Raw genomic sequence first — 18,025 nt, 5'->3', positions numbered from 1 at the left:
GCCCTGCGATCCGGATCCACGCGCGGGGGCGTAGGCGGGGTCTGCCCGGGCTGCGGCACGGTATCGGGCGGGTGCACAGCCGATACGAGCGGCGGAGCACGGCACGTATGGACTGGTCCGGCTTCGCACTGCTCGCCCTCGGCGCGAGCTCACTGCTCGCAGGAATCTCTGCACTGGAGCAGGGCGGCGACATGGGCCCCTGGTGACCGGCCCGCTCCTCCTGGGTACCGCGCTCCTGGCCGTCTGGGTGAGGGTGGAACTGCGGCGCACCGATCCGTTGGTGGACGTTCGGGCGCTGGACGGCCGACAGGCGGGCCCCTTCTATCTCGCTTCGGCGAGCTTCGGCGTCGTCTACTTCGCCGCCCAGGCCCCCGATACCATGTTCCTCGCTGCCGATCCGCACACCACCGGGTACGGCTTCGGAATGTCCTCGACACAGATCTCCCTGGTGCTGCTGCCAGCGATCGTCGGCGCCATCATCGGGTCGGCTGTCACCGTGCCGCTGGGCCGCCGGATCGGCTACCGATCCACACTGGCCTCCGCCTTCGTCCTGGTCATGGCGAGCTTCCTCGCGCTGGCCGCGCTCCATGACTCCGTGGCCGAGATCGTCACTGCCAAGAATCTCGCCGGACTCGGGCTCGGCATCGCTCTGAGCGCCATGCCGACGGTGATTGTCGAGGCGGCCGAGCGCTCCCGGAGTGGCGTGGCGACGGCCCTGTACAACAACGTCAAGACGTTCGGAGGAGCCGTCGCCGGGGGGCTCATGGCAGCCGTACTGGCCACGTCCTCCCACGGTACCGGGGCCCCGACATCGCCGGAAGCCGCCCGGGAAGGAGCCTACGTGGTCGTGTGGCTGATGTGCGCGGCCTGCGCTGCGGCCGGTGCCGGCGCCGCTCTGTTGGGACGCCGTACGGAGCGGGCAACCTGACGGGCTGACCTCCGGCGATCCCCGCTCACGCGGATCAGCCGGCAGTCGTCGGCTCAGTCTCCGCCCGCCACAGCGACGCACGCCCTGACAGCAATCTTCCTGTACCGCCGAGCGTCACGCCTCCCCTCCCGACGGTCAGCTGTCGGCGGGGCTCTGTCCCTCAACCAGCAGCGACGAGGGAGCCCACAGCTGACCGTTGTGGTGTGCATGGATCGGATGAGTTGTGCAGGAGCTGCTGCGTAGATGTCGGGCGCCCTGGTGGTCACCCGTTAGGGGCTTCCGTTCGACCGACACATCTCAAGATGGCGCGGCAACAGCCTGTCATATGATACCGATTTGATCTGAGATGAGAAGAAATGAGGCGGATTCATGAGCGCGCAGCCCCCGACCGGTTACGACTACGGCTCGACACTGCCCAGCCCTGTCTCAAGGGAGGAGCTGGTCAGGCTGGAGGCGAGTGTTCTATTCACCGCCGAGGACGAGCAGGCGCTGCGCATGGCCGGCGACGTGCTGGAGGACCAAGTTGAGGACATCCTGGATGTCTGGTACGCATTCGTCGCCTCGCATCCGCATCTCGTCGCATATTTCGCCACCCCGGACGGCACGGTCCTCAATGACTACCTAACGCGGGTCCGCGCAAGGTTCGGTCAGTGGATCATGGATACTTGTCGCCGCCCGCACAACGAGGATTGGCTCTCGTATGCGCATGAGATCGGCCTGCGCCACACGAAGGCGAAAAAGAACCAGACCGACACAGCAGACTCCGTGCGCTCTGTCCCTCTGCGCTACATGGTGGCGTTCATCTATCCGATCACTGCCACGATGAGACCGTTCCTGGCCAACAAGGGCCACGACGAAACGGCCGTGGAATCTATGTACCAAGCGTGGTTCAAGTCCGTGACGCTGCAGACCGCCCTTTGGCTCCAGCCATACGCCACTGACCAGTGGTGAACGACCCGCCGGGCTCAAGGCGAGCGCCAGTTCCACTCTGCGGCGGACTCGCGGCCCGCGAACCGGGTGAGTGCCGACGCAGGGTTGCACTTCATCGGTTTTGTGACCTATGCGGAGGAAGCCCCGGGTGAGCGGACGGACGCGGGCTGTTCCCGTGGTCAACGTGACCCGGCCCCGAAGGGCCGCGCTTTCCCAACGGAGCCCAACCGTCGCCGTGTACGAACACCACCGCAGCCCCGTCGACGGCCACGGGCTCACCGGCGAGGCCCTGGTGGACCGGGCGGCTGTCACCGGTGAGGCGCTGCCCGTCTAGGCAAGGGAAGGCGCCCACGTCTACGCCTGCACCATCGTCACCTCAGGGTCGCTCACCATCCGCGCCGACTCCGTCGGCCGGGACACCAGGGTGGGGCGGATCATCAGCCGGGTCGAGGAGGCCCAGTCGGACCGGGCCCCGATCCAGACCGTGGCCACCCGCTTCACCCAGCGCTTCGTCCCCGTCTCCTTCGCCCTGGCCGCAGTCACCTACGCCGTCACCAGCGACGCCCGGCGCGCGATGACCATGCTGCTCATCGCCTGCCCCTGCGCGGCCGGGCTGGCCACCCCGACCGCCATCAGCGCGGCATCGGCAAGGGAGCCCGCCGCGGCACCCTCATCAAGGGCGGCACCCACCTGGAAGGCATTGGCCGGGTCACGGCGGTCGTCTTCGACGAGACGGGCACCCTCACCTTCGGCCGCCCCCTGGTCACGAGCGTGGTGACCCTCAGCGAGGAGGTCACCGCCGACGAGGTGCTGAGCCTGGCCGCCGCCGGCGAATTGCACGGACGCCACCCGCTCGCCCAGGCCATCGTCGCGCGCACCGAGGAGCAGCACCTTCACGTGCCGATCCACCAGGCGTGCGAAGTCGTCCTCGGGACGGGCATGCGCGCCGAACTCGACGGCACCCGCCTCCTCGTGGGCAGTCCCGCCCTCCTGCGACGGCACGGAGTCGACCTCACCGAAGACGCTCAGGGCTGGACGGACCGGCTGCGCGCCGACGGTGAGACCGTCATCTGCCTCGCCCACGACGAGGACCTCATCGGCATGCTCGGCGTCTCCGACGCCGTACGGGCCGGCGCGGAAACCGTCGTCCAGCAGCTGCGTGACCTCGGAGTCTCCCGCCTGATCCTGCTCACCGGCGACGCGCAGGAGACCGCCCAGGTCGTCGCCGACACCCTCGGGATCACCGAAGTGCACACCCACGCGCTCCTGGAAGCGTCACCATGGGCGGGCACTCCTCTCACGTCGCACTGGAGACCGCCGACATCGCACTCGCCGGCAACGACCTGCACCAGGTCGCCGCCTTCGTGGAACTGAGCCGCCACACCCTGCGCCTCGTACGCCAGAACTACGGGCTCGCGATCGGCGTCAATCTGCTGGGCCTGGTCGCGGGCGCCGGCGGTTCCATGAACCCCGTCCTCGAGGCCCTCCTCCACAACACGAGCAGCATCGCGGTGGTCGGCAACTCGGCACGCCTGGTCAACCACACTCCGCACCTGCCCCGCGTGGGTGACGACCTCCCGCGGCGGGCCCGCTGGAGGAGCGCCGCGTAGCCCACCACGATCCCGCAGCGCACGCGGACGGCAAGTCCGAGCCGTAAGGTTTCGTTGCCGCGCCGATACCACGGTGCGGCGACCCGGATGGGTCTGGACGTGGCTGACGACACCGCAAAGCAGCCGGTCAGTTGCCGTCTCCGGTCGGCGGCCAGTGCTTCGGGCCGGGCCGCCTGGAGGAACCGGGGGACTCGGGAATCGCCATGCTGATCAGCCTGCCAGACGACGGGGGGCGTCGGAGGAGGCGCACGGGCCGTCCGCTATCGGCTGGCGTACGGGAGCAGGGCCATCTCGCGGGCGTTCTTGATGGCCAGTGCGAGCTGGCGCTGCTGTTGTGCCGTGACGCGGGTGACGCGGCGGCTGCGGATCTTGCCCCGGTCGGAGATGAACTTGCGGAGCAGGTCGGTGTCCTTGTAGTCGATGTACGTGATTCCTGCCGTGTCCAGCGGATTGGGGCGGGACTTCATCGGCTTGCTAGGGGAGAGGCGGCGGGCCATGGGTGTTCCTCCGGGTACGGGGTTACGAGGTGTCGGTGAGTGGGGCGTAGGGGTCAGGAAACGGAGTCGAGCAGCGGACCGAAGGCGGCGGGGAGCTGCTTCCAGGCTTCCCGCCCGGCGATGTACTCGGCTTCGGTCAGGAGGCAAGTCCAGCGGTACACCGCCGCCCTCGGCCCCCGGATACCTCCGGGCCGCGACTGCCCATAGCCGGGGGCGCCAATCGACGTTCTTGTTCGCGGTCGGAGGCGTGGCGCGAAGCTCGGCCTGGATGGTGGGCGAGCATCCGGGCTGACCGGCGTTACAGCCCTCTGATGGTCTCCTCGATCAGGTCGTGGCCGAGATCGAAGCGCACGCCGTCGGGGTTGTTCAGCCCGGCGTCTGAGTACCAGGTGGTGTCGGCTTCCGGATGGGGTACGACGACTGCGACCTGCCCGCTGCCGTACGGCGCGACCAGCGCGGCCGGTGTGCCGTTGTCGTAGGTGGCGAGTACGGAGGCGTTGGCGCCGTCGTCCAGGACGAAGACCGGTCCGTCCTGGAAGTACATGTGACGCCGCCGGGATTCCCAGCTCACCGCGACGATCGTTTCCCGTCCGTCGTGGATGGAGGCGCTGGGGGTGGTGATGTACTGCTCGGTGGTGCCGGGCAGCAGGCCGAAACCCGGATCGCTCCCGGCCAGATAGCCGCACATACAGAATCCGAGATAGCGGCCGCCCTCCCGGGTCCAGTCGCGGATCGCGCCCGCGGCGTCCTTCAACTCTTCCCACGCGACGCGCCGTCGAGGTCGTCGTCGCGGGGCTGTACGTACAGGTCGGCGGCCGCCAGACCGGCCGGGGACAGGGGCAATCCTTCACCGGGGCCGGTATACCTCACCGTGAACGGGCGCGGTGCCCGCTTCAGGAGAGCGACCGCTGCCTCCGCGCATCCGTCGAGGGCCCGCGGGCTGCGGTAGACCAAGGCCGACAGAGCTTCTGTCTCACGTCGGGTACCGCCTGCCCGGGAACAGGCGGTGCCGGTCAGCAACACAGCGGCTGCCCCGGGTAGGGCCCGGGTCAACAGTCGCCGACGGTTCATGGAGGGAACAAGGGGTATCGCGGGGCCGCCTCGTCGTTAGTGAACGTAAGGCCATCCATGATCGCCGATTCATGCCGGGTGGTCACGATGCGGCCGGCGGGATGGAGTGGCGTGCCTGGCCCACCCACACCGGCGAGTTCATCGGATCCGCCCAAGCCGATCCGGGGTCTGGGGAAAGCCGGGATGCGGCCGGAAGGGGTGGTACGGCCTGCCAGCCTCGTTCTCAAGGTGCCACCGCCAGAACGCGACGAGCGGCGCACGAGAGGATGGCCCCTGACGGCGTTCGGGCGTTCAAGTCGACCGATTCCCGGCATGCCTCGGGTGGGTCGGCTGCTCGGCCTCGGGAAGCGACGGATCGGGCAGGGTGCTCAGAACTTGATCTCGACCAGGCGTGAGGTGTCCGGCTGGTTGACGCCGGCCGTGTCCTTCCGGCGGTCATCCGTGTTGATGGGGCGCCTGCACTGGTTCGTCCGTCCCCCGGCGGACCAGTGCAGGCGGCGGCTCCGAAATTCGCTGGTCAGGTGGGCTGGTGTGCGCGGATGCCAGGGTGCTCGCGCTGGTCGGCGGCGGGTGTCCGGGGTGAAGATCGTCGGTCACCGGGCGACTTCGCGGTTCAATGCAAGAAACTACGGTTCATGCTGGTTAGTCAAGCGGCCCTGCTGGTCGGTGTGTCGTCATGGCGGGCGACTCCGCCGGGGCGACTATCACTGGCTGTTTACACGCCCTGCCGCACCGTGAGGTGCAGCAGGGCGTGGTGCCGTGGGGCAAGCGGTGAGTGGTAGACGTGGACAACGGCGTGACCCTTGCCACGGCCGAGCACCCGCTTTTGCCGGGGTCGTGATCACGACGGCCACGGCGAAGCCGCCCGGCAGTGCGGTCCAGAACAGTGCGTCCGACAGGTGGGCGTCCATCGCCCCGGGGGTCAGGGCGATGATGCCGTTGTCGACGAGTCCCATCACCGCGATCGCGACGGTGTCCGCAGCCGGCGCCACCTCGAGCGCGGACGTCCAGTCCAGCGGTGGAGGTGGGCGAAGGCCCTCGTGCGGAAGTTGTTCCCCCAGTAGGTCGACGTCGCGTTCGCCAAGAGGATGATCCCCCACCACCGCCAGGCCGTGAAAATGGCCGACCTCGCGCCAGTCGCTGACGACCTGCCAGGACCTCAGCCGTGGGATGCCACCCTGGCCGGGGGCCGCCCTGGGGCGTCTCGAGGACTCGCTGGCCGCTCGGTGGCGGAGCGCGGGGTGGACATGTCGTCGGTGACGGCTGGTGCCCCGCTGTGCTTGTCCTTGCGGGCGGCGTTGATGATCGGGACCCTCAGGGGAGGTCTGGTCTTTCATCCGCGGCGGGACCCAGGCTCGTTGGAGGTTCCGGCACAAAACGACGCGGTTCGCCCGCGGTCGCTGCCGGATACGGCTCTGCGTTCCCCTGCCGAGTGTGCGAGCAGGGGAACGCAGAGCCATCGCGCTGCCGGCGTCAGCGGTTCTGCTGCTCGACGGTCGTCTTGAGCTCGCGCAGGAGTTCGGTGGTCTCCTGCTTCTTGCTCCAGCCCTCGGGGGCGGACTTGATGTTGGCCTCGATCTTCTTGACCTTCTCCGCAGCATCCTGCATACCGCGCGACATTTCCGGCATCTGTGCCACCTCTCAGACCGGCGGACTGCCTGACTGCAGCCAGCCACACACGAGGTGTATATCAGACATATAGGCGTAAGTGTCTGATTCTCGGCCGTCACATGAACGAGTCGGCCAGGGGCTCCCGCCGGCCATGGGCTCTCTTCATGAACCGTCGTCGACACCGTCTCTCACGGGCTGGAAACATCGTCCGACTTCGCGAATCGGGTCGTTCCGCACCTGGCGGTCCTGGATGCCCCGACTCGGCAGTCGGGCGGCCCATCAACGACCTCGCCGGCAACCCACAGGCTCCGTTCCGCCGGAGTGCACGACGATCACACGGCGCTGGCGACAGCACGCCCCGCCGACGCGGCCCTGCTCTATGGAACGATCCCAGGAACGACCGCAGGACCGGCCGTGCGGGCGAGGTGCCTCCGTAGCACACGGCGTACGAGGCGCAGCCGGTCCCGGTCCTGTTGTCCCTCCCAGCGGCAAGTGGGGGCGAAGGCGATCGTGCGCGGGTTGCCGTGGAAGGGGCGCCCGTGGACGTCGTACCCCCGGACGTCCTGGCGGTAGTCGACTGGCAGGTCGAACATCAAGTAGCCGTGCTCGAATCCCAGGCTGCCGGCGATATACCGGGTCGTGGAAGACCTCCACGAAAGGCACGCTCCACTGCATGGCCCGCTGGCAGGCGCCCCGACGACGCGTTCCACGGCTTCCCGCAGGCTTGAACCAGCTGCAGCGCGGTTATGCCGGCGCGCCGGGGGCAGTCATGCCGCGCCCCACTCGTGGACCTTGCGGGTGCGGGCCCGCCGCGACCCGGAACCCGAGGAGCCCGGCGAGGACGACGGCGCCGCCGTATCGAGGAGCCGGCCACCTACCCACACCCAGGAACGGGAGCAGGAGGTGGCACTTCGGCGGCAGTTCCCGGCCCCTTCTGCGACGGTCGCGAACCCTTGTTCCGGCACAACTGAGGTGGGAGTTCGGGGGCAGACGCATCCCGCCGGGTCTGGCACACGTGGAAGGCGGGACGGCATGGAACAGACACATCGCGGTGTGGAGCAGCAGTCGCTGCTGGAGGACGTCATTTCGCTGTCCGGAGCGTTCGAGGGCAGCGAGGACATCGCCGTCGCCCGCGACCTGGTCCGTAGCTTCCTCTCCGATGTGCAGTGCGTGCACGGCCTGCCGGTGTCCGGGCGCGCGATGGACATCGTGCAGCTCGTGGTCAGCGAGCTGGTGACCAACGCCCGCAAGTACGCGCCCGGCCCATGCCTGCTGACGCTGGAGGTCCATGGCGGCGCGATCGAGGTCACCGTGTGGGACAGCAACCCGACGCTGCCGGCGACCCTCGCGCCCGACCCGACCCGGATCGGCCAACACGGGCTGGAGATCGTCACGGGGATCGGTCAGAGCTTCGCGGTGCACCGTAAACCTGTGGGGAAGCGGATCTCCACTACGATTGTGCTGGCCGATGAGCCATACAGAGAGGTCACCGCCTGCCAGCTCTGACGGTCTCGACCGAACACCAGGCACGGCCAGCGTCCCAGAACGCCACCCTCGCAACGAAGGCCCTGACCGTGCGGGGGTGATCAGGACCTTCGCTTGCCCGTCGGGGGTCGAGAAGCAAACGCGCCCCCGAGGTCGGGCGGGGAATCGGAGCGCAGACTGCACTGGGATCCGCCGTGGACCAGACCCAGAGAACGCGTCACGCCATCAACGGAGACAGCGACCGAAAGGACACAGGCCTCTCCGGCCCCATGGGCTGAATCGATTTCCCGCGGCCGGTGCTGCGCCATCCGTCACTCGGCGGCTGCGCTGCGGCCGCGCGAAAGGCCCAAACCGGCGGAGGCGGGACCCTACCGGGAGAGCTGGGGCTCCGGGCCGCCCTTCCCATGCCGTGTGGGCGGATGGCCCGATGAGCGTTTCTGACGTCGCTCGCCGACTGCCGGATTTCGCCACCCTGCGCAACCTGTGCCGGTCGATGGCGATGCTGGACGCGATCCTCCAGCCCGGCGCACCGTACCTGCGCCACCACAGGTTCGACGCCCAGTGGTCCGCGACGCAGGAAACTGCCCTCGATGGACAACGGTGGGGGAGATGCGTACGCCGTCGTCTTCTCGGCGGCCGGAGCGTACATCCGCGGGTTCGACCACGAGTCCCGCAGGGCGGGGGCCGGGACGCTCTGCTCGCGCGGCCGAAGGGCCGTCCGGTGGGGTTTCATCAGGTGCTGAGCGAGGCCGAGCAGGCCGCCGTGCGCCAGTCCGTACTTGACTATCGGCCGTGCGATGTGGGCCTGGTGGGGCAGTTGTGGACGCGGAGCCTGATCGGCGATCTGATCGCGAAGCTGTACCGGGTGCGGCTGACCGAACCGGGGGCGGGCAAGTACCTGAAGCGGTGGGGGCTTTCCTTCCGGCGTCCCGACAAGCGGGCGGTGGAACGGACCCCGAGGCGGTGCGGCGCTGGCATGAGGAAACCCCGGCGATCCGGGCCAAGGCGAAGGCCGAGGGCGGTGAGATCCTCTTCGCCGACCAGGTCGGTGTCCGTTCCGACCAGGTCACCGGCCGGACCTGGGCGAGAAGGGCCGCACCCCGATCGTGCGGCGCACGGGCAACCGGTGCTCGGTGAAGGCGATGTCGGCGATCAGTACCAAGGGCAGGATGCACTTCATGGTCTTCACCGAGACGTTCGACGCCACGTGATGTGCCGCTTCCTGGAGCGGCTCGTCGGGCACTTCGACCACAAGGTCCACCTGGTGGTCGACGGGCACTCCGCCCACCGCTCGAAGACGGTCCGCACCTGGCCCGCCGCCCATCCCGACGCCATCGAGCTGCACTTCCTGCCCCGTACTCGCCGGAGCTGAACCCCGACGAGCTGGTCAACGCCGACCTCCAGCACAGCCTGCCCAAAGGCCACCGGACCGGAACCAGGCCGAACTCGCCGCCGAGACCCGCCGGTTCTTCCGCAGACGCCAACGCCAGCCCCACATCGTCCGCGGCTACTTCCACGGCCCCAACGTCCGCTACACCCTCAACGAGAACCCTTTGAGTTTCTGATCAATAGGACATCGAGAGCCGGACCAGGACTCCGACGGAAACCGACCACTATCGCGAAGCAAGCCGTGCAGTAGCAAATTCGAAGCCCCGCTAGGTGTGCTGGCGGGGCTTCTGCGTGGTCGACGCCTCCACGGACGAGGTTCTGGAAGGTGGAGAGGCACCGCAGGGGGAAGTGCAGGGCGGCTTGTAGGTGACGACGGTCGTCACCTACAAGACCACTGCCGGCCCACTCCTCCAACCTCCACCAGCCGGACAGGCCAGAGTCCCAGGAGACACCGACAGGGCTCATTTCCAGACGGCGAACGCCTCGTCGTCGCTGCGCCGCAGCAGGCCACCCTTGACCCACTCGACCTTCTCGGGCGCCGTGCTGGAGCCCGATGCGGTGAGGTAGACGGAGCAGGCCTCGTAGCTCTCGCCGGCCGGGGCTTGCTTGAACTTGCTGGAGTTGTGCTCGTCGAGGCACTTGTCGAACTTCGGAGTGTCCTTGTAGCTGAGCTTGCCGTCCGTGCCCACGATGGGTTGCGGGAAGGCGCTCATGATGTTCAACCGGGTCAGCAGGTCGCCGTCCGCTGTGACGTCGAAGGAGGGTCCGTTCACGTCGCCGGCGTCGGTCTTGGTCACGCGGTAGTGGACGTAGTACGGCGTACGGCCTTGATACTGGGCTGCGTCCTTGAGCACGGACAGGTCGCCGGAGGTCCCGGCGACCACTCGCTCCACGCTGACCTCCAGATTGTCCTTCTTCGCCTTGGCCCCGTAGGAGAGCTCCTGGGTGTCGGAGCATCCGGTGAGTACGAGTGCGGCGGCAGTGGCGGTGAGGACGGCGAATACGGTACGGGTGTTCAAGATTCCCCCTGTGTTGGTGATCGGAAGGCATTGCGGGCGGTCTGCGGTCAGGTCTTGCCGACACGGCCCCGGGTGAGCGTCAGGTCCATGGCGACGAACGCCCCCAGCCCGAGAAGCGCAGCGAGGTGCAGCACCCACCAACCGCGTTCAAAGCTGCTGACGCGGCCCGCCGAGACCACGTCGTTCCCGAGCAGCACCAGCGGAAACGTGACGGCGCACAGAAGACCCACGACCCTGAGGGCACGAAACCGCGCGTGCGGCTGGATGGCGCGGCAGGCGATGGTGAGCATGCCAAGGAATGAGAGCAGCCAGGGCCAGGTCAGCAGCCCACGCCAAGGGTCCACGGCCGGGAAGAGGTCCAGCCCCAGGACGTCCTCTGTCAGCAGGAAGACACCGCCCTTTGAGGTTCCGCCCTCGTACTCGAAGAGCATGGCCGGCAGGGGCATCGCGGCGGCGAGCACCGCCAACACTGCGGCACATGTCAGAAGCGCTGCCGTGACGAGGCTCCAGCGAGGCCCGTAGGCGTCCGGCAGGGCAGGCCGGAGGGCGCCGACAGCCGGGCCCCCCGGCTGCCACGCTGGCGCGTACGGACGAGCGGAGTCCGTGTACGGATCCCCGCCCACGGAATAGTGGCCCGCCGCGGTTCCCACCTCGAAGATCCGCACATGTGCGGGCGCGTACCGCCGCGTCTTGGCGGTCAGCTTCCCGAGGTCGAACTTCCGCCGCTCGACCGCCACATGGAGCTGTGCGGGCATCGACGCATCGGTTGGCTGCACATCGGCCCCAGCGGGTACGGCCACACCGTCGCGCAGCTGCGTACCGATCAGTACCTGCGGCCCGAGCGCGGCCGACTCGGCGACGACGAGGGCGGTGACATCGGTCCACGGCAACCGGACGTGGCCGATGCGCACGCCGGAGGAGTCGAACTGGAAGAGGACGCGCCGCGCGTCGAACCACGTGAAGATGTACGGCACCAGCAGCACGATGACCGTGCCGCCCTTCACGTCCAGGGCCCAGCCGAGGACCAGCGCGAAACCCACCAGGGCGCTGATGAGGCCCCAGAGCTTCGCGAGGTCGGATGGGGAGAATGGCCCAGTGACACGGTAGCGCTCCCAGCGAGCGCGGCGGCGCGCAGTTCCTGTCGGCGGCATGGGTGCGGGTTGCGGACGGGTCATGCTGCTATCCCCTGGTGTGTGCTTCAGGCCAACACGGAACGCGGCACCTCTCAGGCGCCCCCCGCGAGCCAGGGTCGGCTCGCGGAACGTTTGTACCGCACGCCGGAGTTGGGCTGCCCACACCGTGGGCAGCCGGAGACAAGGATCACAAAACAGAGAGCCGGACCAGAGGGCATTTCCGTCACGTTGGTGCATCTCGGCCTGTCCGGCCTGTCCGGCCTGTCCGAGTGATCGGCTGGTCCGGGTGTCGCGCCGTGTTCGGGGTGAGCCAGCGCGTCATGAGGCTGATCGTCGCGAGGCGAAGCGCGGCGCGGCGGAGCGCTGCCGGAGAGTGGTCATGGGCAGGTAAGCGTGTGCTCCGCTCCGCGGGCTGGGCCCCAGGGACCGACGGTGGTTGGCTGTTTCCGGTGGGCGCTAGGGTGACCGACATGATGGGGGCAGCGGGCGACCTGGTGGGCGGGCGGTATCTCCTGGTGGAGATGGTCGGGCGCGGAGGGATGGGGCGCGTGTGGCGTGGCCGCGACTCGCTGCTCGACCGCGAGGTGGCGGTCAAGGAGGTGCTGCTGCCGCCCGAAACGGCGCCGCACGTCCGGTCGGAGCTGATCGCGCGCACCGAGCGGGAGGCGCGGGCCGCAGCCCGGCTGCGGCATCCGGGCATCGTGACGGTGCACGACGTGGTGCACCATCAGGGTGTTCCATGGATCGTGATGGAGTTCATCACCGGGCCCTCGCTGGCCGGCCTCATCAGGGACGAAGGAAGCCTCAGCTGGGAGCGGGTCGCCGCCCTCGGAGAGATGATCGCCGACGCCTTGGCCCACGCGCACGCCGCCGGGGTGGTCCACCGAGACCTGAAGCCCGACAACGTGCTGCTCGCCGGTGACAGTCCGGTCATCACCGATTTCGGCATCGCCCGGATCCTGGACGCCACCCAGCAGCTGACAGGGACGAATACCGTCATCGGCACTCCGCAGTACATGCCGCCGGAGCAGTTGGAGGGCCGACGTGTGGGGGCCTCGGCGGACATGTGGGCGCTCGGTGCGACTCTGTACACCGCGGTCGAGGGACGCCCGCCGTTCGACGGGTCGACCCTGACAGCGGTCATCACGGCCGTGTTGACCCAGCCCGCGCCGTCGGCGGTACGCGCGGGCGCCCTGGCGGGCCTGCTCGGTGAGCTGCTGTCCAAGGACCCGGCACGGCGTCCTGACGCCGTGAGCACGCGGGCGCGGCTGGATGCCGTCCGGTCGGCGGCGCCGAGCGCCGTGGCCGCGGGGCACATTCCCACCGTGAGGGTGCAGGCCCCGGCGGTTCCTGCAGACGTGGCCGCGCTCGCGAGCGCGCCCACCGCGGCGGCTCCGGCCGTCCCCGCCCTCGCGCCGTCCGGGCCGCGCCGCCGTGGTGTCCTGCTGGGCCTATTGGCCGCCGTGGGCGCGGCATCGGGGACGGTCATCGCCGTGCGCCAGTTCGGCGACCACGACGCCCCGTCCGCCAAGAACCGGGCTGGCGATTTGTGGAGCGCACTCACCGTTGCTGACAGCACCGTGATGTCGCTCGCCTACAACCCCGACGGAAGGCTCTTGGCCGTGGGCTGTCAGGACGGCACCGTCCGGCTCTGCGACACCACCACCCGGACCGTTGCCGCCACCCTCGCCACGAAGGCCGAGGAGGTGCGGCACCTTCTGTTCAGCCCCGATGGCAAGACCCTCGCCACCGGCACGGCGCTCGGTGCGTCCAAGGCCGAACTCTGGGACGTGGCGACCCGCACCAGCCGCTCCACCCTCGACCGCTACGGCCCCATCGGCAACGTGCTTGCGTTCAGCCCCGACGGCAGAACGCTCGCCGTCTCCGGCGACGACGACCTCCTCATGTGGGACACGGCCACCGGCACACTCACCGCCACGCAGACCGGTGACCGGGGCTGGCTGAACGTCCTGGCCTACAGCCCCGACGGAAAGACCCTCGCCATCGGCGGAGAGAGAGGCCGGGGAAATGTGCTGCGGCTGTGGACCCCCGGCTCCAGCAAGGATCCCGCCGTGATCGAAATCCTCGACGGAGCAGTGGAGTCGGTGGTGTTCACACCTGACGGACGGGGCGTCATCACCGCAAGCAAGGGGAAGAACGGGCTGCGCCTGACGGACCTGGCCAACCCGGCTGGCACCGCGACCACCGTCCTTGGCGAGGAGATCGTCCAGCGGGCGGCAATCAGCCCGGACGGCAGCACCATCGCGGCCGTCATCAGCTCCGACCGCACCGTCAAACTCGCGTTGTGGTCCCTCGCAACCCGCACCCGTATCACTACCGCAGACCTCAGCGGCACCCCTGGGGGCGGGATTCCGGTCCAGCCGGCCTTCAGCCCCGACGGACGGACGCTGGCCACCGCCAGTGAGGACAACACCGTCCGACTCTGGCCCCTCCCCATCCAGGCCGCTCACCCGTAGCGACGGCCTCTGGTCGGCACAGAGCCCGGCGGCCCGGGTCACGTGAGGTTGTTCGTGTTTGGCGTCGAGGCCATGACATCGACGGAGGGCAAGGGTCCCGTGTGGGGCTGCGTGGTGCCGATCGTGCTGGTGATCGTCACGATCGGGATGCAGATGCTCGGCAAGAACATGATCACCTCAGAGACCCGACTTCGTCGTGCGGGCGAGGCCGGCGTAGGAGGCGAGGTGGCCGGCGGTGGGGAAGCCAGCCTCGTGAAAGCCCGAGGCTAACGCCACCCTGCTTTCGCTTCGTCTGACTGCCCCGCTTCTGTTCGCCCTGGGTTCCGCCTGTGCCTTTTTCGCACAGCTGCACCGTGACTACGCCGCCATCGCCGCATCTCTTGCCTCTGCGTGTGCGCGGCTGCGCTCTTCGCCGAGGACCTCCTCCAGGAGAGTTACCGGCGTGACCGCGCCGTGCTGGTCCACGTGGCCTCACACCCTGGTGCTACGCCGGGTCAGGCCTCCCGCGCCCTGGGCATCACTGAGTGGCGTGCGACCCGGGATTTCGCCCGCCTCACCCGCGATGGACTGCTGCTTGTAGTGGAAGAGGGCGCCGACCCGGTCTTCTGCTTCTACCGGTTGGTCACGGATAGGTGGTGCGACGGGGCGTGAGCCGCGAGCTGCTCGGTGGCTCCGTCCCTACATGGCAGACGATCCCCGGTCAGCCAAACCGGGGATTCTCCAGACCATTGATGAAGTTCGCACCGGCCACTTGGCGATGGGCAGCGCGCGCGTATCAGTCCATCAAGGCTGCCTTCCTTGGTCTGAGGTCTGTGCAATTTCCGGCACCAGATCCCCATGGTCCCGGCGTGAATCGAAGGAAATCCCATGTGCGACAAGCTGCTCTCGGTGCCCAGTGTTGCCCAAATTCTGGATGTAAGCCGGCGGTCCGTGTACCGCTACATAGCGCTGGGCGAGCTGTCGGTAGTTGACCTTCGTACTGGGACCGAAAGATCGCGGGTTCGAATTCCCAGTGGCGATGTACGCGAACTCGTGCGGCGCCGCACAGCCATAGCGTCGAGCGTCCGAGCAGCCGCGTAGCCACTGGACCCCGACCTCTTTGGTGGGGGATATGGGTAAGTGAATTAGCAGGGAAAGGGTATATGGCGTACGTACGCAAGCTGGCATCCGGAAGCTGGCAGGTCACTGTCAGGAACCATGTTGGCGACCGTTTTAGTGAAACGTTCCCTCTGCAGTCCCAGGCGCGTCAGTGGGGCCGGGACCAAGAGACGAAACTCAGTCGCAGCGCCTACAGCAACCCTCAGGCCGGCAAGACCAAGTTCGATGACTGGTATGAGCGCTGGTGGGAATCTCGCGTCGTCGAACCGCACACGCGGCGCGGAGACGCATCTTGCATACGCACCCACATCACGCCGCACTGGTCGGGGTGGGAGGTAGGAGCCATAGGCCGCATCGATGTCCAGTCGTGGGTGGCGCAAGCGCAGGCCGTCCTTGATGAGCTGGCTCAGCCATGGCACACGATGGCGCTCCTGGCCTTTTACACCGGCCTGCGGTGGGGCGGGCTCTCTGGTCTGCACGGGCATGGCATCGACTGGCAGCGGGGCCGGCTGTTCGTCGTCGAGGTCAACACGAAGTCGGGCATCAAGGATTACCCGAAGCGTTCGAAGAGCCGCCGGGAGGTCCCGATTCCCGAGCGCGTCCTCGATGGACTGGCCCGCCGCATGTATGGTCGAGATCGAAACGCGGTCGTCTTCACCACGGTCACCAAGGGCCGGGCGGGGCGCCTGCTCGACGACGGCAACTGGCGGACGTACACGTGGTGGCCTGCGGTGCATCAAGCTCGGTTCCCCGAGCCGAACGGAGCCTGTATGAGGTGCAGCACCTCCTCGGGCATGAGAGTTATCAGACGACTCAGCCGTACGCGCACCTTGCCCCCGATGCGCACCAGGCCGTCATCGGAGCTTGGGGGCGGCTGGATTCTCAGCTGATCGTTCCGGGGTCGGCGGTCTCGGGTGCCCTGGCGCCGGCTCGGCCGCCCGGTGACCACGAGTAGTCCTGACAGGGAAGACGTCCCGTCGCCGAGACCACGGCGCTGTTCGGCGCTGGTGTTCCGTGCCCAATGTGGGCATGGGGCAGCGCCGAACCCGTTTCCGCTATCGGCATGCTTGCGGGGCGGTAGGTGGGCTGCTTGCGCCCCAGCGGGAAGTCGTGACGCAGGCCTGATTCTCGCCAGAGTTCGTGAGCTCGTTTGACGCACGGACCCCAGCCGCAGGGTCATCTGAGGACGCTGAACTGCGGTTTCTTCAAGTGCCCCGGATCTCTACCTCTTCCCGATGACCCATCATATGGAGTGTGTCGCGATCCTTGAGCTCATTGGAAAGGGCCTCTGACCTGCAGGTTAGGTCAGTGTGCGTTATGTGCGCTGTGGGCGTTACGGGCGATATCTTGACGCAGATTTGACGCTCGTGACGCACGTTTGACGTACGCCGCCGTCCATGTCTGGCGAGTCGTCAGGCATGGACGGCGACTCCTCGGAGCAGATCGCGATCCTGCTCTGGGCGGTGCCCTTTTCGGTAGTGGGCGACGGAGTCGGTTGGTGTGAGGCCCGCGCTCTGCCGTCTCTTTCCGAATACGCTCTGTGACAATCGGTGGGGGCCGAGTAGCCGGGACCGTAGGGGTTCCACCCGTGCAGGAACGGCTCTAGGTCGCTGGCGCGAGGTTCGGGAATCTCGGGTAGGCGGAGCGTCCCGTTGAGCGGGTTCAGGCGCTCCACATGGTCGGCAGCCCAGGCGATCCATGCCTCGGCTCCGTTTCTCTCCGGACCGGTCGCCAAGGTCTGTGCGTGGAGGCGGAGAGCGCCGACGTACTCGGCCAGACCCGTTGCGCGGCGCCATGCCCGTTCCTGCGCTTCGAGATGCTGGACTCGGGCCGCCTCGGCGAAGTCGATCTTTGCCCGTTGCATGGCGGCCTCCCACTGCAGCCGCTTCTCCCGCGCTGGCTCCAGGTCGGCCAGTCGTTTGCGCTCGGCGGCCTCGCCCCGAAGTCCCACTTCCTGCACGATCTCGGCGAGCTGGTCCTCAAGAGGGCAGTCGGCCGCATCGGCCCACTCGCCGGCCCTGTGTCGCAGCCCGCCGCCGACACAGATTCGTAGGCGTTCGGCGGGGGAGGTGTCGTACCGGGGAATCCTGACCCAGGAGTGCTTCTCGGCGTCGGCGAGTTCCTTCTTCGTGGGGATGTGTTCGGTGCGGTCCTGTTCCTGCAGGATGAGGAAATCGCATCGCTGACCCTGGGCCAAGCGCCAGGCGGGGGTGTCGACGAGCCGGATTTCATGTCCGTCGTTGCACCAGCCTGCGTGCAGTTCCTTCGCCGCAGGGATCTTTCCGGACCGGCGTGCTGCGGCAACGCGGATTGGCCATTTTTCGGTCTCCCGACCACTGGCTTCGCGTTTGACGATGCGGCCGCCGGCCACGGCGAGCTCTTCCAGGAGCTGCTCCGTAACGGTCTTGGCCTTCTTCCGCGGCAGTGGCCGGGTCCGCTGCACCGGCAGGGGCGGGGCTGCCTTGGTGCCGGAATTCTCGATCTTGGCCACGTCGGGTGACTGGATCTCCGCCCGTGGCGTGGGAGCGGTGTTCTTGCCACGAGGCTGTTCCAGCGGTTGAGAGCCGTGCTCCAGATACTGCTGGCCGGCCTAAGGGTTGTCCCGTAAGTGATCTTCGAGTCGCCGGGGCCGGGTGGCTGCGGTCGGGTCCGCTCGCCTATCCGGTGAGGGCGAGGTTGTGCATGCGGGCGATGCCGAGCATGGCGTGGTGGACGCCGTCGCCTTTGAGACGGCAGTCGCGGAGGATCTTCCAGGTCTTCATGCGGGCGAAGACGTG

The 18,025-nt window shown here is 68.1% G+C and carries 17 protein-coding genes and 4 pseudogenes; 12 read left to right on the top strand and 9 right to left on the bottom strand.

From position 1 onward, the window contains the following. Nucleotides 1–253 precede the first annotated feature (253 nt). The 5 genes from ACFWP3_RS10990 (at nucleotide 254) to ACFWP3_RS10970 (ending at nucleotide 3,468) form a co-directional block, all read left to right on the top strand. A complete protein-coding gene (locus ACFWP3_RS10990; protein WP_384218698.1) occupies nucleotides 254–928 on the top strand; it encodes an MFS transporter in 675 nt (224 codons plus the stop codon). A 369-nt stretch (nucleotides 929–1,297) separates the two neighbouring features. After that, the gene (locus ACFWP3_RS10985) at nucleotides 1,298–1,879 is read left to right on the top strand and encodes a protoglobin domain-containing protein (RefSeq protein WP_384218696.1); all 582 of its coding nucleotides are present in this window, start codon (nucleotides 1,298–1,300) and stop codon (nucleotides 1,877–1,879) included. Between the two features lie 346 nt (nucleotides 1,880–2,225). Then, nucleotides 2,226–2,636: a hypothetical protein gene (locus ACFWP3_RS10980; RefSeq protein ID WP_384218872.1), complete on the top strand. Its 411-nt coding sequence runs from the start codon at nucleotides 2,226–2,228 to the stop codon at nucleotides 2,634–2,636. Then, complete coding sequence (locus tag ACFWP3_RS10975; RefSeq protein ID WP_384218870.1) at nucleotides 2,531–3,232, top strand: HAD-IC family P-type ATPase; 702 nt, start codon at nucleotides 2,531–2,533, stop codon at nucleotides 3,230–3,232. Before ACFWP3_RS10980 ends, ACFWP3_RS10975 begins: the two co-directional genes overlap by 106 nt. Further along, the gene (locus ACFWP3_RS10970) at nucleotides 3,139–3,468 is read left to right on the top strand and encodes a hypothetical protein (protein ID WP_384218693.1); all 330 of its coding nucleotides are present in this window, start codon (nucleotides 3,139–3,141) and stop codon (nucleotides 3,466–3,468) included. The genes ACFWP3_RS10975 and ACFWP3_RS10970 overlap by 94 nt, the downstream gene beginning before the upstream one ends. 260 nt (nucleotides 3,469–3,728) lie before the next feature. On the opposite strand, the gene rpsR is transcribed toward ACFWP3_RS10970, so the two are convergent. The 3 genes and pseudogenes from rpsR to ACFWP3_RS10955 form a co-directional block, all read right to left on the bottom strand. Continuing rightward, complete coding sequence (gene rpsR, locus ACFWP3_RS10965) at nucleotides 3,729–3,965, bottom strand: 30S ribosomal protein S18 (protein ID WP_384218691.1); 237 nt, start codon at nucleotides 3,963–3,965, stop codon at nucleotides 3,729–3,731. A gap of 298 nt (nucleotides 3,966–4,263) precedes the next feature. Further along, entirely contained in the window at nucleotides 4,264–4,719 is a 456-nt protein-coding gene (locus tag ACFWP3_RS10960) for a hypothetical protein (RefSeq protein ID WP_384218689.1), read from the bottom strand. Nucleotides 4,720–5,811: 1,092 nt separating this feature from the next. After that, nucleotides 5,812–6,040, bottom strand: a pseudogene (locus tag ACFWP3_RS10955) (DUF4396 domain-containing protein); the annotation flags it as partial. Between the two features lie 63 nt (nucleotides 6,041–6,103). Here ACFWP3_RS10955 and ACFWP3_RS10950 point away from each other — a divergent pair. Continuing rightward, a pseudogene (locus ACFWP3_RS10950) lies at nucleotides 6,104–6,172 on the top strand (DUF305 domain-containing protein); the annotation flags it as partial. 337 nt (nucleotides 6,173–6,509) lie between these two features. On the opposite strand, the gene ACFWP3_RS10945 reads toward ACFWP3_RS10950, so the two are convergent. Next, complete coding sequence (locus ACFWP3_RS10945) at nucleotides 6,510–6,665, bottom strand: hypothetical protein (RefSeq protein WP_384218687.1); 156 nt, start codon at nucleotides 6,663–6,665, stop codon at nucleotides 6,510–6,512. A 359-nt stretch (nucleotides 6,666–7,024) separates the two neighbouring features. Next, a complete protein-coding gene (locus ACFWP3_RS10940) occupies nucleotides 7,025–7,240 on the bottom strand; it encodes a hypothetical protein (protein WP_384218684.1) in 216 nt (71 codons plus the stop codon). 439 nt (nucleotides 7,241–7,679) lie between these two features. On the opposite strand from ACFWP3_RS10940, the gene ACFWP3_RS10935 reads away from it, so the two are divergent. Continuing rightward, nucleotides 7,680–8,153 carry an ATP-binding protein gene (locus ACFWP3_RS10935; protein ID WP_384218682.1) on the top strand — a complete coding sequence of 158 codons (474 nt, stop codon included), beginning with the start codon at nucleotides 7,680–7,682 and terminating at the stop codon, nucleotides 8,151–8,153. 652 nt (nucleotides 8,154–8,805) lie between these two features. Then, nucleotides 8,806–9,697, top strand: a pseudogene (locus ACFWP3_RS10930) (IS630 family transposase); the annotation flags it as partial. 285 nt (nucleotides 9,698–9,982) lie between these two features. On the opposite strand, the gene ACFWP3_RS10925 reads toward ACFWP3_RS10930, so the two are convergent. Both ACFWP3_RS10925 and ACFWP3_RS10920 read right to left on the bottom strand, forming a co-directional pair. Beyond that, nucleotides 9,983–10,540 (bottom strand): hypothetical protein, encoded by a 558-nt coding sequence (locus ACFWP3_RS10925; RefSeq protein WP_384218680.1) that lies wholly within the window; start codon nucleotides 10,538–10,540, stop codon nucleotides 9,983–9,985. A gap of 47 nt (nucleotides 10,541–10,587) precedes the next feature. Next, nucleotides 10,588–11,715, bottom strand: coding sequence for a hypothetical protein (locus ACFWP3_RS10920; protein ID WP_384218677.1), 1,128 nt, complete (start codon nucleotides 11,713–11,715; stop codon nucleotides 10,588–10,590). Between the two features lie 428 nt (nucleotides 11,716–12,143). Here ACFWP3_RS10920 and ACFWP3_RS10915 point away from each other — a divergent pair, with 428 nt between their 5' ends. The 4 genes from ACFWP3_RS10915 to ACFWP3_RS10900 all read left to right on the top strand — a co-directional run bounded on the left by ACFWP3_RS10915 (nucleotide 12,144) and on the right by ACFWP3_RS10900 (nucleotide 16,138). Beyond that, nucleotides 12,144–14,150, top strand: a complete 2,007-nt coding sequence (locus ACFWP3_RS10915) for a WD40 repeat domain-containing serine/threonine protein kinase (RefSeq protein WP_384218675.1) — start codon at nucleotides 12,144–12,146, stop codon at nucleotides 14,148–14,150. Between the two features lie 54 nt (nucleotides 14,151–14,204). Then, nucleotides 14,205–14,420, top strand: coding sequence for a hypothetical protein (locus tag ACFWP3_RS10910; RefSeq protein ID WP_384218672.1), 216 nt, complete (start codon nucleotides 14,205–14,207; stop codon nucleotides 14,418–14,420). Nucleotides 14,421–15,017: 597 nt separating this feature from the next. Continuing rightward, entirely contained in the window at nucleotides 15,018–15,230 is a 213-nt protein-coding gene (locus ACFWP3_RS10905; RefSeq protein WP_384218670.1) for a helix-turn-helix domain-containing protein, read from the top strand. Nucleotides 15,231–15,292: 62 nt separating this feature from the next. Then, complete coding sequence (locus tag ACFWP3_RS10900) at nucleotides 15,293–16,138, top strand: hypothetical protein (protein WP_384218668.1); 846 nt, start codon at nucleotides 15,293–15,295, stop codon at nucleotides 16,136–16,138. A 443-nt stretch (nucleotides 16,139–16,581) separates the two neighbouring features. Here ACFWP3_RS10900 and ACFWP3_RS10895 read toward each other — a convergent pair whose 3' ends face one another. Together ACFWP3_RS10895 and ACFWP3_RS10890 are read right to left on the bottom strand one after the other, a co-directional pair. Further along, the gene (locus tag ACFWP3_RS10895; protein ID WP_384218665.1) at nucleotides 16,582–17,739 is read right to left on the bottom strand and encodes a hypothetical protein; all 1,158 of its coding nucleotides are present in this window, start codon (nucleotides 17,737–17,739) and stop codon (nucleotides 16,582–16,584) included. Between the two features lie 166 nt (nucleotides 17,740–17,905). Next, nucleotides 17,906–18,025, bottom strand: a pseudogene (locus ACFWP3_RS10890) (IS5/IS1182 family transposase); the annotation flags it as partial.

Origin of the sequence: Streptomyces sp. NPDC058525, assembly GCF_042719495.1 — a bacterium.
Lineage (GTDB): Bacteria > Actinomycetota > Actinomycetes > Streptomycetales > Streptomycetaceae > Streptomyces.
The sequence above is the reverse complement of the archived record's forward strand: the minus strand, read 5'-3'. Positions and strand labels throughout refer to the sequence as shown.

What these genes read in the sequence shown, in the direction of transcription:
- ACFWP3_RS10915 (WP_384218675.1), top strand. Translation starts at nt 12,144, where the DNA reads ATGATGGGGGCAGCGGGCGACCTGGTGGGCGGGCGGTATCTCCTGGTG.
- ACFWP3_RS10985 (WP_384218696.1), top strand. Translation starts at nt 1,298, where the DNA reads ATGAGCGCGCAGCCCCCGACCGGTTACGACTACGGCTCGACACTGCCC.
- ACFWP3_RS10905 (WP_384218670.1), top strand. Translation starts at nt 15,018, where the DNA reads ATGTGCGACAAGCTGCTCTCGGTGCCCAGTGTTGCCCAAATTCTGGAT.
- ACFWP3_RS10970 (WP_384218693.1), top strand. Translation starts at nt 3,139, where the DNA reads ATGGGCGGGCACTCCTCTCACGTCGCACTGGAGACCGCCGACATCGCA.
- ACFWP3_RS10900 (WP_384218668.1), top strand. Translation starts at nt 15,293, where the DNA reads ATGGCGTACGTACGCAAGCTGGCATCCGGAAGCTGGCAGGTCACTGTC.
- rpsR (WP_384218691.1), bottom strand. Translation starts at nt 3,965, where the DNA reads ATGGCCCGCCGCCTCTCCCCTAGCAAGCCGATGAAGTCCCGCCCCAAT.
- ACFWP3_RS10945 (WP_384218687.1), bottom strand. Translation starts at nt 6,665, where the DNA reads ATGCCGGAAATGTCGCGCGGTATGCAGGATGCTGCGGAGAAGGTCAAG.
- ACFWP3_RS10940 (WP_384218684.1), bottom strand. Translation starts at nt 7,240, where the DNA reads ATGTTCGACCTGCCAGTCGACTACCGCCAGGACGTCCGGGGGTACGAC.
- ACFWP3_RS10935 (WP_384218682.1), top strand. Translation starts at nt 7,680, where the DNA reads ATGGAACAGACACATCGCGGTGTGGAGCAGCAGTCGCTGCTGGAGGAC.
- ACFWP3_RS10920 (WP_384218677.1), bottom strand. Translation starts at nt 11,715, where the DNA reads ATGACCCGTCCGCAACCCGCACCCATGCCGCCGACAGGAACTGCGCGC.